This is a genomic window from Enterobacter sp. SM3 (assembly GCF_009811935.2).
GTDB classification, from domain to species: Bacteria; Pseudomonadota; Gammaproteobacteria; order Enterobacterales; family Enterobacteriaceae; genus Enterobacter; species Enterobacter asburiae_D.
The window spans coordinates 4,145,533-4,161,677 of sequence record NZ_CP099971.1 but is presented as its reverse complement, the minus strand read 5'-3'; the positions used below and the strand labels follow the sequence as shown (position 1 = coordinate 4,161,677).

Genomic DNA, 16,145 nt, shown 5'->3' with positions numbered 1-16,145 from the left:
GGACAGGGATGATGAAACAGGATCAGGTTCGTTTTTCGCAGCGCGCGTTGAGCGCGTTACTGAGCGTGCTGCTGGCGACGCAGCCGCTGCTGCCCGCGATGGCAACAACCATCACCCCGTCCGGCAATACACAGATGGACAAGGCGGCCAACGGCGTGCCGGTGGTGAACATCGCCACGCCGAATCAGTCCGGTGTTTCCCATAACAAGTACAACGATTACAACGTCGGGAAAGAGGGGCTGATCCTCAATAATGCGACCGGGCAGCTCAACCAGACCCAGCTGGGCGGGATTATTCAGAACAACCCCAACCTGAAAGCCGGGCAGGAAGCCAAAGGCATCATCAACGAAGTTACCGGGACTAGCCGCTCGAATTTGCAGGGCTATACCGAAGTGGCGGGCAAGGCGGCCAACGTCATTGTGGCGAACCCCTACGGTATCACCTGTAACGGTTGCGGGTTTATAAACACGCCGAATGTGACGCTCACCACGGGTAAACCGGTACTCGATGCCAGCGGTAAGCTGCAATCGCTTGATGTGACCAAAGGCGCCGTCACCATTGAGGGCGCAGGGCTGAATGGTAGCCAGAGCGACGCGGTGTCGATCATCTCCCGTGCGGCCGAGGTCAATGCGCAACTGCATGCGAAAGATTTACGTCTGATTACCGGGGCGAACCGCGTCGAGGCGGATGGGAGCGTCAGTGCGTTAAAAGGTGAAGGTGAAGCCCCTAAGGTAGCGGTAGACACCGGCGTGCTGGGTGGCATGTACGCTAACCGCATTCGTCTGGTCTCCAGTGAAGCGGGAGTGGGCGTAAACCTGGGCAACATTAACGCGCGTCAGGGCGATATTACGCTCAACAGCGCGGGAAAAGTGGTGCTGAAAAACTCCCTTGCCAGCGGCAGCACCACGGTCAGCGCGGCGGACGTGACGTTACGCGGCGATCATAAAGCGGGTGGCAGTTTAACCGTCTCCGGTCAGAGCGCTTTGATGCTTGACCAGGCCCACATCGCTGCCGATAAAAACCTGCATTTAACAACCGGCGGCACGCTGACGCAGAACGGCGGTACGTTCACGGCCGCAAACGACGCGACGCTCGCGGCCAAAAGCGTTATCCAGAGTGCCGATGCCCAGGCGGGTGCCGCTCGTCACCTTGCCGTGAACGGTGCGGAAAACGCGGTGCTTAACGGCGCTGTCGTCGCGGGTCAGCAACTGTCGGTTCAGGGCGGCGAGCTGGTGCAGCGCGGAAATCTCAGTGCCTCAGAGATTACGCTCAGCGGTCAGACGCTGACTCAGGAAAGCAGCAGCACGACCAATGCCAGCGGAAATATCACGCTCACCACGTCCAGCCACAGCCAGCTGAACGGCAGCAATGCCGCCGGACGATCCCTCGCCGTCAGCGCGGGCAGCCTCAATCACCAGGGCACGCTCGCAGCCGTTGCGGATACCCGGATTAACACCGGAACATTCAGCAATACCGGCACCGTTCAGGGCAGCAGCCTGACCGTCTCGGGGACCGATATCACCAGCTCCGGCACGCTGAACAGTGCCTCCACCCTGGATATCCGCGCACGCAACCTCACCCTTTCCGGCGACACCGGCGCGAAAGGCAAAACCACCGTTATCGCGAGCGGTAACCTGAACAACAGCGGTAGTCTTATCAGCGATGACGCGCTGACGCTGAATGCGGCGCAGATCGTCAACAGCGGTATGCTTTCTGGTGCCCGGGGGCTCACGACCTCCGCGGAGATGTTCACCGCCAGCGAAAAGTCAGTCATCCACAGCGACGGGGATCTGTTGCTTAACAATACCGGGACTACGCTTGCCGGTGAAACCAGCGCGGGTGGCGCCATTACCCTGCAGGGGAATAGCCTCAACACCACGGCGACGGCACAGACGCAGGGCAACGACATCAGCGTGGACGTGCTAAACGCAAAGCTTGAAGGAACGCAGGCTGCCAAAGGCAACCTGATCCTTAAGGCTAATAACAGCCTCAACCACGCGGGAAAATCATCAGCCTCAGGGCTTAAGATTGAAACCGGTCATCTCAGCAACAGCGGGACGCTGACGGCCTCCTCGCTCACGATCGACAGCCCTGACGTCATTAACAGTGGCCTGATCCACGCCGCAACGACGCTTTCACTGGTCACCCGTCTGCTGGATAACCGCAGCAGCGGGGTGCTGTACAGTCCGGCTGCGCTGTCACTTTCACTCGCTGAGCTGAAAAACGCCGGCATTATTGCAAGCGACGCCGCGCTTTCCCTGTCTGGCTCAACCCTGACCAATAGCGGTGAACTGAGCGGTGCCTCACTTCTTGTTGATTACGACTCGCTGAATAACAGCGCGGGTGGTCTGCTGCTTGCTCACGGGGCAAACCGCATCACGGCGCAGTCCGTGTCCAGCGCGGGCAGCATCGTGGGCAACACGCTGACGCTGAATGCCGATCGCCTCGAAAGTGCCGGTCTGTTACAGGGCGATAGCGCACTGTCTATGACCGCCGGAATGCTGGATTTACTGGCAGGTTCCCGCACGCTCACGGCCGGGGAACTCAGCCTTTCAGGAACCACGCTGACCACCGCAGGCCAGCTACAGGGAGAGAACGTCAGCATCCGCGGGCGTGACTGGAATAACCGCGGAAGTTCACTCGCGACCGGCTCACTGGACGCCTCCACCAGCGGAACGCTCAGCAATACCGGCGATCTGATGAGTCAGGGGAACATCACGCTGAATGCCATCAATACCGTGAATAACGGCAGCCTGCTGTCGGCGGGCGATCTCTTGCTCACGGGAAATACGCTGCGCAACAACGGCACGGTTCAGGGGAACCGCGTCACCGCGCATCAGGACAGCATCACGAACAGCGGAACGATCACCGGGATTGCCGCCCTGACGCTCGCTGCCCGCCTTGAGATGGCGGCGCCGTTACTGACGTTGGTGAATGATGCGTCGGGATCGTTGCTGACCGCGGGCGAGCTGTCCGTGACGGGCGGCGATCTGCGAAATACAGGGCAATGGCAGGGGAAACGGGTACTTATTGATGCGCAGGCGCTTACGAACGGCGGTGCGATCCAGGCAGAAAATTTACTGGATGCGCAAATCGACAGCACCCTTACCGGCACTACGGGGAGCAAAATCACCTCAAATGGAGAGCTGGCGCTCGCAGCACTGACGCTGGCGAACAGCGGTCAGTGGATTGCGAAGCACCTCACGCTGAAGGCGAATACGCTGACCAACAGCGGTGAAATTACCGGCGTTGATGCGCTTTCGGTGGCCGTTAACCTGATGAATAACCAGGCCGGAGGAAAACTGCTGAGTGCAGGCACTCTGGCGCTTGATACGGGCAATGCGATTAACGCCGGGCAAATTCAGGGGAAAACGACCGCCGTTACGACCGGGCAACTTATCAACAGCGGACGGCTTCAGGGGGAAGGGCTGACGCTGAATACGGCTGGGGCACTGAGCAATACCGCCAGCGGCGTGCTGTTGAGTGAAAGCGCGCTGACGGTGTCGGCTGCCACGCTGAATAATCAGGGAACGATACAGGGCGGCGGAGAATCTACGGTGAATGCCACCACCCGCGTGCAGAACGACGGCAAAGTGCTCTCTGGCGGCAGACTTACGCTGACCGTGCCGGAGCTGGCGAACAGCAGTAGCGGGCTGGTTCAGGCGGTGAGGTTGCTGCTGAGCGCGGTGAACGCCGTGAATAATGGGCGGATACTTGCGACCGACAAGGCCGAGCTACGGGGAACCACTCTCACCAACGACGGCGCGCTGCAGGGTGCAGACCTGCTGGTTAACTATCAAAAACTGAATAACAGCGGTACGGCACTCGGCACCACTTCGCTTACGGTGAAGGGCGATGCGATGACCAATGCCATCAGCGGTAGGTTGTTCAGCGCGGGTAACCTCACGCTCAACAGCGGCACGCTGAAAAACGCGGGTCAGATTGTGGCGCTGGGGGATGTCACGCTTCACCTGTTAAGTGCGCTGGAGTTCAGTGGAACGCTGGCCGCCAGCCAAACTCTTTCTCTCACTACTGAGGGTGATATCACCAATAATGGCACCCTACAGGGAAACAGCCTCGTTCTGAGCGCCGGTGGGGCGTTAACCAACAACGGCCAGTTCACCACAGGTAGGGGTGACAGCACGTTCAGCGCGCAACGTATTTTGCTCAATGCAGCCGGTAGCCTCTCTGCAGGCGGCGACGTGGCGTTTAATAGCCTGAGCGACATTACCGTAAATGGGTTTACCGGTACGGCAGGCAGCCTGTCGATGAATGCTGCGGGTACCTTGCTCAATACCGCACTGATTTATGCTGCGAATAATATGCAGCTTTTCGCTGACCGTATCCATAACGTCTACGGTGATATTCTGGCAGGGAATAGCCTGTGGTTGCAGAAAAACGCGGCGGGTGCGGTGAACAGTGAAGTGGTGAACACGTCCGGAAATATTGAGACGCAAAAGGGGGATTTGACCGTCGCAACCGCGCTACTGAGCAATAAATGGGAGCAGCTGGATGTGCAAGTGCTGCCTGAGCATGCGGTGACTTCACTGCCGTGGGTAACGATGACGGAAGCGTTGATCCCAGCAGGCTGGTTGCCTCGGGAGGAATATGATTGGTTTGTGACAGATTTTGGTGGCAGTGGTACTGGGGCCCCGGGTTTCAAACCAGAATCCTGGGCGACCCCTTACGAAGCATATTATGAAAAAGCCTTTGCCGTTCTGGAGTCTGAGGTTCGGGTTAACGCAACCGGCAAAGCAGCCAGGATCGCCTCCGGGCGCGATCTCTTTATTAATGCGGGTAAACTTGATAATCAGGCAAGTTTTATTCTGGCGCAACGTGATGCCACGTTAAGCGGTAGCGTATTAAACAATCAGTCATGGGAATCGGGTAAGCGGATCACTTATCAGGTTTATCACTATGACGTATCCCAGACGCAGGGACGCCTGGGAAGCATGAAGCCTAACCCGGCAAAAACCGGGAATAAGCATGATGCCATCCGATACCTTGCAACGGGCGAGAGATACACTGAAACCGAGGGAACAGCAACGAATTACCGTGCCGTTATCCAGGCAGGCGGTAATATCCGCGCTACCTTCACTAACGACATCAGCAACACGCTCGTCACCGCGAACACGGACGGCTTTAGCAATACGATTGCCGCCCCAACGCTGGCCCCACTCAGCAACCAGTCCATCGCCAACGGCGAGCAGGCGCAGTCTCTTATCGAAACCGATACGCAGGACATCACCACGCCGCAATGGCGTGATGCGTTAAGCGACGCCCTGAAAGATATCGCCGGTGGTTCATCACTTGCCGACCAAAACGGCAGCAGCGGTAACTATCCGCTGCCGTCCGGCAACAATGGCTATTTTGTCCCGTCAACCGATCCCGATAGCCCGTATCTGATTACGGTGAACCCGAAGCTTGAAGACCTCGGCAATATGGACGAGAGCCTGTTTGACGGACTATATGCCCTGCTCGGCATAAAACCCGGCAATGCGCCGCGTGAAACCAACAGCGCGTACGCCGATCGGAACCAGTTCCTCGGCTCGGCGTATTTCCTTGACCGTCTGGGCCTAAACCCGGACCGCGATTATCGGTTCCTCGGCGACGCGGCATTTGATACCCGTTACGTCAGTAACGCCATTCTGAACCAGACCGGCAGCCGCTATATCAACGGCATCGGTTCCGATCTCGTTCAGATGCGCTACCTGATGGACAGCGCCGCAGAGCAGCAGAAAACGCTGGGGCTGAAATTCGGCGTGGCGCTCACGGCGGCTCAGGTTGCCGCGCTTGACCACAGCCTGCTGTGGTGGGAAGCGGCGACCCTCAACGGTCAGACGGTGATGATCCCGAAAGTCTACCTCTCACCGAAGGATGTCACCGTTCACAGCGGCAGCGTGATTAGCGGTAATAACATCCAGCTGGCGGGCGGTAACGTCATCAACAGCGGCAGTGCGATCGCGGCGCAGAATGGCCTGACAATCGACAGCAGCAATAGCCTGAGTAACCTCAACGCCGGGCTGCTGAGCGCAGGCGGCGGGCTGAACCTGAGCGCGCTGGGGGACATCAACAACATCGGCTCCACCATCAGCGGTAAAACGGTAGGGCTGGAGAGCGTCGCGGGCAGCATTAACAACGTGACCCGCGCGCAGCAGTGGAATGTCGACGCGGGCAATGTGCGTTTTAGCGGCACGGACGTGGGCGGGGCGGCCTCCATCACCGCCACCGACGGACTGACGATGCGCGCCGGACAGAATATCAACGTGACCGGCGCCAACGTGTCGGCGGGCGGCAGCCTGGCCATGGCGGCAGGGAATGACATCAACATCACCGCCAACGAAATTGCGATGAGCGAGGGACGTGCCGGGCGCAACCGCGCGACCACGGAGACGGCGTCGGTCACGCATCAGGGCAGCACCCTGAGTGCGGGCGGCGATCTCACCCTGCAGGCGGGTAACGACGTGAACGCCCGTACGGCAGCGATGGCCGCAGAAGGGGATGTGGGGATTCAGGCCGGGCGGGATGTGAATCTGCTGGCGGAAGCGTCAACGGAACGCGCCAGCAGCCAGGCGAAGAAAAAAACCTCCATCGATGAATCTGTTCGTCAGCAGGGTACGGAGATTGCCAGCGGTGGTAATACGGCGATCGTCGCCGGGCGCGACGTGACCGCGCAGGCGGCAGAGGTCACTGCGCAGGGCGATATTGGCGTGGCGGCAGGGCGCGACGTGAACCTGACCACAGCAACGGAGAGTGATTACCGCTACCGGGAGCAAACCAAAACCAGCAGCGGGTTCCTCAGCAAGAAGACCACCCACACCATTGAGGAAGACAGTGCGACGCGGGAGAAGGGCTCGCTGCTGAGCGGCGACAACGTGACGGTGTCGGCGGGGAACAACCTGCGGGTTTTAGGTTCGGCGGTCGCCGGAGACGGCGACGTGGCCCTGTCCGCAGGCAATAACGTCGACATCGTGGCGGCCACCAACACCGACACCTCCTGGCGCTTTAAGGAGACCAAAAAGTCCGGCCTGATGGGCACGGGCGGCATCGGCTTCACCATCGGCAGCAGCAAAACCACCCACGACCTTCGCGAGCAGGGCACGACCCAGAGCGAGAGCTTCAGCACCGTCGGCTCGACGGACGGCAGCGTCAGCATTACGGCAGGCAAACAGGCGCATATCGGCGGGGCGGATATCATCGCGCAGAAGGATATCCGCCTGACCGGCGACAGCGTGGTGATTGAACCGGGGCACGACAAACGCACCCGCGATGAGAGGTTTGAGCAGAAGAGCAGCGGGCTGACGGTAGCGCTGTCGGGGGCGGCGGGGAGCGCGGTGAACAGCGCAGTGCAGACGGCACACGACGCGAAAGGCGAGAGCGATGACCGCCTTGCGGCGCTGAAAGCGACCAAAGCGGCACTGTCAGGCGTGCAGGCGGCGCAGGGTGCTGAAGTGGCACAGGTTAACGGTGACCCGAACAACGGCATTGGCGTGAGCGTTTCGCTCTCATCGCAGAAATCGAAATCCGAACAGCACATGCAGAGTGACACGGTTGCGGGCAGTACGCTGAATGCGGGGAATAATCTGTCCATCACCGCGACCGGGAAAGGGAAAGGCGATAACAGCGGCGACATTCTTATCGGTGGCAGCCAGTTGAAGGCGGGCGGCGACACCGCGCTTGTCGCAGCGAACGACATTGTGCTGGGCGGTGCGGCCAGCACGCAGCAGACGACAGGAAAGAACAGCAGCAGCGGTGGCGGCGCAGGCGTCAGCATTGGCGGTGGCAAGAGCGGTTACGGCATCGGCGTGTTTGCGAACGTGAATGCTTCGAAAGGCAGTGAAAAGGGCGACGGTACGGCGTGGACGGAAACAACGCTCGACAGCGGCGGGACGGTCTCCATGACCAGCGGTCGGGACGCCATTCTGAACGGCGCGCAGGTGAGTGGCGATAAAATCGTTGCGGATATCGGACGTGACCTGTGGATGAGCAGCCAGCAGGACAGCAACGATTATAAATCGACGCAGAACAGCGCGGCGGCAGGCGGCAGCTTTTCTTTCGGCAGCATGACGGGATCCGGCTACATCAGCGCCAGCCAGGACAAAATGAAGAGCAAGTATGACTCGGTGCAGGAGCAGACAGGGCTCTTCGCGGGTGAAGGCGGCTTTGATGTGACGGTGGGACGCCACACGCAGCTTGACGGTGCGGTGATTGCCTCGACGGCGACGGCGGACAAAAACAGTCTCGATACGGGAACGCTGGGCTTCCGGGATATCCACAACGAGGCGGATTATAAGGTCAGCCACAGCGGTATCAGCCTCAGCGGCGGCGGTGACTTTGGTGGCGACGCATTCAAGGGCAACCTGCCGGGCGGTGTGGTATCGGTAGCGGGCAGCAGCGGTCATGCGGAAGGCACGACGCAGGCGGCGGTGGGCGAGGGTAACATCACCATCCGTGATACCGCGAACCAGCAGCAGGATGTGGCCAGCCTGAGCCGGGACACAGAACACGCAAATGACAGCATCAGCCCGATATTTGACAAGGAGAAGGAGCAGCAGCGCCTTGCGCAGGTGAGCGCCATCAGTGATATCGGTGGACAGGTGGCCGACATCGCCAGAACGCAGGGCGAGCTGAATGCGCTGAAGGAAGCGCGTAAGACGCACCCTGACCTTACAGTTGAGCAACTGAAAGAGACGCCGGAGTACCGGGATGAGCAGGCGAAGTTTGGTACGGGCAGCACCATTCAGCGTGGTATTCAGGCGGCAACGGCTGCGCTTCAGGGGCTGGCTGGGGGAGATATTACCGGTGCACTGGCTGGGGCATCGGCCCCGGAGCTGGCGCATCTGCTGAAATCGACGGAGGACAATCCTGCGGTCAACACTATCGCGCACGCGATACTGGGTGGCGCGGTTGCGGCGCTGCAGGGGAACAGTGCCGCAGCGGGTGCGGCCGGTGCGGCCACGGGGGAGCTGGCCGCGCGGGCAATCATGGCGGCGATGTATCCGGGTAAAGCGGTGAGTGACCTGAGCGAGGAGCAGAAGCAGACGGTCAGCACGCTGGCGACGATATCGGCGGGGATGGCCGGAGGAATAGCGGGAGACAGCACGGCTTCAGCGGCTGCGGGGGCACAGGGCGGGAAGAATGCGGTTGAGAATAATGCGCTAAGTGCCGATCAGATTGACAGTTTTGCGGCAAGGGCGAGAGGGTGTGAGACTCGTGGCGATTGCAAACAGGTCGTCAAGGAGATGGAAGATCTCAGCCTGAAGCAACAGCAGGAAATGATCGCTGTCTGTGCAACAAACCCGGCGGCCTGTAAAGAAAAATATGGAGATATACCTGCTAACGGAATGCTGGTACGAGAAGCTATAGATCGCGTGTTAGGTGCAGATGTGCCGTCTGCAATGAAGAACGATATGTCCTCGTTGCTAGCGCAACAGATCGAAGCAGAAGGTGTTGTTACCAGTACTGAGTTTGCCAGCCAGTTACAGAGTCGTTATGGTATCGACAAGCAACAGGCTGAAATCCTTGCTGTGGCTGCGCTTGGGGCTGTAACCGGAGGGATGAGTAAAGGCGGGAAACCAGCCGCGGGAACAGAAGGAAAAAACATTGTCATTGTTGACTCCGGTAAGAAAGGGGCTTGGAACAAGACCTTAAATAAACCTGAGCCGAATACGGTTTATAAGGTTGATGGTAACAAGACCTATCATACTGATGAACTTAGCAGACCAAGTGACATTAAAGCCACCCTCGAGTTATCAAAAAATGATCGCAATACTTATCAGCAATGTGTTGGTGGGAAATGCGGTAATCCTGGCGATGAGGGCGGTCATTTAGTAGCCAGTATTTTTGGTGGGCCTGGAGAAAGATTAAATATAGTTCCTATGGATGGGAATCTAAACAAAGGCGTTTGGAAACAGATGGAAAATAGCTGGGCGAAAGATCTTAAAGCGGGTAAAAAGGTTGATGTGCAAATACAACCCATCTATGCTGACAACAGCAAGCGGCCCAGCAGTTTTAATGTGACTTATTCTGTTGATAATGGAAGGCCAACTCGTGTAAACATTGACAACGCTCCAGGAGGCAAAAAATGAGTCTAGATGATGAAATATACAAAGAAATCGGACAGTTGCTTTATAACTCGGCTCCTGGTGATGCAAAGTTAGTCATAATGGAAGCAGAGCTATCTCCGGAAGGCGATAGCTGCCATTTTAATTATGATTATATTAACGAGGAAAACGAAAAAAATTGGTTTTTACCTGAGGATGGGGTAACGGATCAAAGATTAAGGGAGTTATTGGTTTTACTTAGAAGGTTTTTTATAGAGAATTTTAAATCAAAAGAAAAACCGTTTTGGCATGGTTGTATAGCTAAGCTTGATATACCGAAATCAGAGATAACTATCGATTTTAAATACAACTGATGAAAGGATTCCGGAGAGTTGCTTGTACACTGCACATCACTGGTGTACAAGCTCTTTCCTTCCCCCGATATGGCTGTCCGACTTCAAAAGCCGGTCAGAACGTTCTGGCCGGGATCGTTTTATCAGATCTGTCTATACTGTTAATTATCTCGCTTAATCACCGGCACATCTCCCAAATCATTCAACGCCCCTGGAAACGTCTTCAACCACTGCGCCACTTTCTTTTTATTGATATTCACCACGCTCATACCTTCAAGACATCCCCATAATTCACGTGTATGTTGCGGCGTAATCACAATACAGTCTTTCATCACCCGGATTTTGACAGGCATCCCGTTGATAAAACCTGCATTTGCGAGCCATTTTCCACTAAGAGGAAGGTATCGACAGTCTACCCGTGAATAAAGCTCACAGCAGGCTGAACTGTCTTCCTGCGTTTCCGCACGGGGATGAACGGGGGCAGCATCAGTCCGGTTTCCGTGCAAACGGCGGATATCATTTTTGCGTATCAGATCGCGGTTTTCGGTAATACTGTTAAAAGCATCTGATTCTGTTTTGAAAACAGTAAACTCTGGCTTAAAATTCGTCTCAGCCATATTCAACTCCTTGAAAGTTGTTTTTGGTTAGCGGCATGGGGTGGTGGTACACCTTCATGTCGCGTTCTTTAATAATATAAAACTGTTAACGCTTCCTTTGCTGTGAAGTGATTTTATTTGCACTGATTATACCGGACTGAATAAAAATACAGCATCTGATAAAAAGATAATTGTAGGAATTGCGAGGTAGCTTCAGGAAATATTACGGTTTGCTGTAGTGTTGCACAATAAATAGCAATTATGTCTACTTTGTCCCTCCTTCATTCAGAATTCGTTCCCTGGCTCGACGTATTTCCTTGACCGTCTGGGCCTGAACCCGGACCGCGATTATCGCTTCCTCGGTGACGCGGCATTTGATACCCGTTACGTCAGCAACGCTATTCTGAACCAGACCGGCAGCCGCTATACCCGTCATACTTCAAGTTGCCTGTGCGTTGGCTGCACTCGTTCACCCCGGTCACTTACTTATGTAAGCTCCCGGGGATTCACTCCCTTGCCGCCTTCATGCAACTCGAATTATTTAGGGTATATATCAACGGCATCGGTTCCAACCTCGATCAGATGCGCTACCTGATGGACAGCGCCGCAGAGCAGCAGAAAACGCTGGGGCTGAAATTCGGCGTGGCGCTCACAGCTGAGCAGGTTGCCGCGCTCGATAAAAGCATGCTCTGGGGGGAGTCAGCGACCCTCAACGGTCAGACGGTGATGATCCCGAAAGTCTACCTCTCACCGAAGGATGTCACTGTTCACAGCGGCAGCGTGATTAGCGGTAATAACATCCAGCTGGCGGGCGGTAACGTCATCAACAGCGGCAGTACGATCGCGGCGCAGAATGGCCTGACAATCGACAGCAGCAATAGCCTGAGTAACCTCAACGCCGGGCAGCTGAGCGCAGGCGGCGGGCTGAACCTGAGCGCGCTGGGGGACATCAACAACATCGGCTCCACCATCAGCGGTAAAACGGTAGGGCTGGAGAGCGTCACCGGCAGCATTAACAACGTGACCCGCGCGCAGCAGTGGAATGTCGACGCAGGCAATGTGCGTTTTAGCGGCACGGACGTGGGCGGGGCGGCCTCCATCACCGCCACCGACGGACTGACGATGCGCGCCGGACAGAATATCAACGTGACCGGCGCCAACGTGTCGGCGGGCGGCAGCCTGGCCATGGCGGCAGGGAATGACATCAACATCACCGCCAACGAAATTGCGATGAGCGAGGGACGTGCCGGGCGCAACCGCGCGACCACGGAGACGGCGTCGGTCACGCATCAGGGCAGCACCCTGAGTGCGGGCGGCGATCTCACCCTGCAGGCGGGTAACGACGTGAACGCCCGTACGGCAGCGATGGCCGCAGAAGGGGATGTGGGGATTCAGGCCGGGCGGGATGTGAATCTGCTGGCGGAAGCGTCAACGGAACGCGCCAGCAGCCAGGCGAAGAAAAAAACCTCCATCGATGAATCTGTTCGTCAGCAGGGTACGGAGATTGCCAGCGGTGGTAATACGGCGATCGTCGCCGGGCGCGACGTGACCGCGCAGGCGGCAGAGGTCACTGCGCAGGGCGATATTGGCGTGGCGGCAGGGCGCGACGTGAACCTGACCACAGCAACGGAGAGTGATTACCGCTACCGGGAGCAAACCAAAACCAGCAGCGGGTTCCTCAGCAAGAAGACCACCCACACCATTGAGGAAGACAGCGCGACGCGGGAGAAGGGCTCGCTGCTGAGCGGCGACAACGTGACGGTGTCGGCGGGGAACAACCTGCGGGTTTTAGGTTCGGCGGTCGCCGGAGACGGCGACGTGGCCCTGTCCGCAGGCAATAACGTCGACATCGTGGCGGCCACCAACACCGACACCTCCTGGCGCTTTAAGGAGACCAAAAAGTCCGGCCTGATGGGCACGGGCGGCATCGGCTTCACCATCGGCAGCAGCAAAACCACCCACGACCTTCGCGAGCAGGGCACGACCCAGAGCGAGAGCTTCAGCACCGTCGGCTCGACGGACGGCAGCGTCAGCATTACGGCAGGCAAACAGGCGCATATCGGCGGGGCGGATATCATCGCGCAGAAGGATATCCGCCTGACCGGCGACAGCGTGGTGATTGAACCGGGGCACGACAAACGCACCCGCGATGAGAGGTTTGAGCAGAAGAGCAGCGGGCTGACGGTAGCGCTGTCGGGGGCGGCGGGGAGCGCGGTGAACAGCGCAGTGCAGACGGCACACGACGCGAAAGGCGAGAGCGATGACCGCCTTGCGGCGCTGAAAGCGACCAAAGCGGCACTGTCAGGCGTGCAGGCGGCGCAGGGTGCTGAAGTGGCACAGGTTAACGGTGACCCGAACAACGGCATTGGCGTGAGCGTTTCGCTCTCATCGCAGAAATCGAAATCCGAACAGCACATGCAGAGTGACACGGTTGCGGGCAGTACGCTGAATGCGGGGAATAATCTGTCCATCACCGCGACCGGGAAAGGGAAAGGCGATAACAGCGGCGACATTCTTATCGGTGGCAGCCAGTTGAAGGCGGGCGGCGACACCGCGCTTGTCGCAGCGAACGACATTGTGCTGGGCGGTGCGGCCAGCACGCAGCAGACGACAGGAAAGAACAGCAGCAGCGGTGGCGGCGCAGGCGTCAGCATTGGCGGTGGCAAGAGCGGTTACGGCATCGGCGTGTTTGCGAACGTGAATGCTTCGAAAGGCAGTGAAAAGGGCGACGGTACGGCGTGGACGGAAACAACGCTCGACAGCGGCGGGACGGTCTCCATGACCAGCGGTCGGGACGCCATTCTGAACGGCGCGCAGGTGAGTGGCGATAAAATCGTTGCGGATATCGGACGTGACCTGTGGATGAGCAGCCAGCAGGACAGCAACGATTATAAATCGACGCAGAACAGCGCGGCGGCAGGCGGCAGCTTCTCTTTCGGCAGCATGACGGGATCCGGCTACATCAGTGCCAGCCAGGACAAAATGAAGAGCAAGTATGACTCGGTGCAGGAGCAGACAGGCCTCTTCGCGGGTGAAGGCGGCTTTGATGTGACGGTGGGACGCCACACGCAGCTTGACGGTGCGGTGATTGCCTCGACGGCGACGGCGGACAAAAACAGTCTCGATACGGGAACGCTGGGCTTCCGGGATATCCACAACGAGGCGGATTATAAGGTCAGCCACAGCGGTATCAGCCTCAGCGGCGGCGGTGACTTTGGTGGCGACGCATTCAAGGGCAACCTGCCGGGCGGTGTGGTATCGGTAGCGGGCAGCAGCGGTCATGCGGAAGGCACGACGCAGGCGGCGGTGGGCGAGGGTAACATCACCATCCGTGATACCGCGAACCAGCAGCAGGATGTGGCCAGCCTGAGCCGGGACACAGAACACGCAAATGACAGCATCAGCCCGATATTTGACAAGGAGAAGGAGCAGCAGCGCCTTGCGCAGGTGAGCGCCATCAGTGATATCGGTGGACAGGTGGCCGACATCGCCAGAACGCAGGGCGAGCTGAATGCGCTGAAGGAAGCGCGTAAGACGCACCCTGACCTTACAGTTGAGCAACTGAAAGAGACGCCGGAGTACCGGGATGAGCAGGCGAAGTTTGGTACGGGCAGCACCATTCAGCGCGGTATTCAGGCGGCAACGGCGGCGCTTCAGGGGCTTGCGGGGGGAGATATTACCGGTGCACTGGCTGGGGCATCGGCCCCGGAGCTGGCGCATCTGCTGAAATCGACGGAGGACAATCCTGCGGTCAACACTATCGCGCACGCGATACTGGGTGGCGCGGTTGCGGCGCTGCAGGGGAACAGTGCCGCAGCGGGTGCGGCCGGTGCGGCCACGGGGGAGCTGGCCGCGCGGGCAATCATGGCGGCGATGTATCCGGGTAAAGCGGTGAGTGACCTGAGTGAGGAGCAGAAGCAGACGGTCAGCACGCTGGCGACGATATCGGCAGGGATGGCTGGAGGGTTGGCGGGAGACAGCACGGCGTCGGCTGCAGCGGGGGCGCAGGGCGGGAAGAATGCGGTTGAGAATAATCTGCTCGGTGGCGGTACTGAAGATGGCATGGCTGAAGAAGTTCGTAAGCACAGCAAAGACATAGCATCTTGTTCAACAGACCCAGGCTCAGCATCCTGTCAGAAAGGCTTGGCAGTGCAGAACGCTTTGATGGTCGTATTACCTGCAGGTCTTGGTGGTGGGATGCTGGCAGCCGCAACGCCAGAATTAGCTGCTGCGGCTAAGATTGCAATTGAGTCGTGTGTCGGTAATGCCGTATTGTGTTTGAACAATGCAGGCATACAGGTTTCTGAAGCAATTGTTCCCGGTGGGGTTGGTGCTGCAGGTACAATTGGTATTGGCAAGACCACGGCCGAAGCCATGGGTGCGAAAGCAGAATCCCTTGCGGCGAATGCTGCAAAAAGCAGCCAAGTTGCAAATAATTCGAAACCTTTAAATGTAGCAGAACAAATTGGAATACTGCGGGATGCTGCTAAAGGAAATAAAGGCAATTTTGGGTTAGGTAACGCAACAGCAAATGAAGCTAATGCTCTTGATGAAGCATGGGTTGGTCCAGGGTACCGCATTTCGAAGGATGGAACATCTTGGGTAAGTGCCGATGGCCTGAGAGTTTACCGACCACCTTCAGCTAAACCAAATAGCATACTGGCTACAACAGGCGTACAGGCCAATTTTGAGCAAAAACTGACACCTGGTGGGCGCCCTATTAGCAATGGACATTTGGATATAAATAAATGAAACCTTTACTGAAAGAGATTCGTTCATTGGAGCTTGAAGATAGTTTAATTAACTATTGGCCCGGTGAAGCTGATAATTTTGGAAGTTGGGTCAGAGCTATGATTGGACCAGAAGATCAAGAGGGAGCTGAATCTTTTGATATGCTAGTCTGCACTCCAAAGTGGCTACAAAATGAACTTGAAAATAACGGCCCCCTTTTAGGGAGAGGGACAATAATTATCAGAGAATATAATTATGATGAAATTGTTAATTGCATAGAAAAGGCAATATCTCAGTGTTATGCAGATGACTGGCCTAGTATAGCGAAAAAATTGAGTCGTATTAGCTTTTGGGAGTTTGATGACTACCAACCTAGATGAATGAGTTTATGTAATGGTGTCTCAAAGGGGCAGGAGGATGCG

The 16,145-nt window shown here is 57.3% G+C and carries 4 protein-coding genes and 1 pseudogene; 4 read left to right on the top strand and 1 reads right to left on the bottom strand.

Going from position 1 to position 16,145, the window contains the following annotated elements:
• The first annotated feature begins 11 nt into the window (after positions 1–11).
• Both GVO84_RS19470 and GVO84_RS19465 read left to right on the top strand, forming a co-directional pair.
• The gene (locus GVO84_RS19470) at positions 12–10,088 is read left to right on the top strand and encodes a hemagglutinin repeat-containing protein (protein ID WP_159515673.1); all 10,077 of its coding nucleotides are present in this window, start codon (positions 12–14) and stop codon (positions 10,086–10,088) included.
• Positions 10,085–10,417 (top strand): hypothetical protein, encoded by a 333-nt coding sequence (locus GVO84_RS19465; RefSeq protein WP_159514955.1) that lies wholly within the window; start codon positions 10,085–10,087, stop codon positions 10,415–10,417. The genes GVO84_RS19470 and GVO84_RS19465 overlap by 4 nt, the downstream gene beginning before the upstream one ends.
• Before the next feature lie 140 nt (positions 10,418–10,557).
• On the opposite strand, the gene GVO84_RS19460 is transcribed toward GVO84_RS19465, so the two are convergent.
• The gene (locus tag GVO84_RS19460) at positions 10,558–11,013 is read right to left on the bottom strand and encodes a SymE family type I addiction module toxin (protein ID WP_159514954.1); all 456 of its coding nucleotides are present in this window, start codon (positions 11,011–11,013) and stop codon (positions 10,558–10,560) included.
• Positions 11,014–11,541: 528 nt separating this feature from the next.
• On the opposite strand from GVO84_RS19460, the pseudogene GVO84_RS19455 reads away from it, so the two are divergent.
• Together GVO84_RS19455 and GVO84_RS19450 are read left to right on the top strand one after the other, a co-directional pair.
• A pseudogene (locus GVO84_RS19455) lies at positions 11,542–15,744 on the top strand (hemagglutinin repeat-containing protein); the annotation flags it as partial.
• A complete protein-coding gene (locus GVO84_RS19450; RefSeq protein ID WP_159514953.1) occupies positions 15,741–16,103 on the top strand; it encodes an immunity 8 family protein in 363 nt (120 codons plus the stop codon). The pseudogene GVO84_RS19455 and the gene GVO84_RS19450, both read left to right, overlap by 4 nt.
• Positions 16,104–16,145 lie beyond the last annotated feature (42 nt).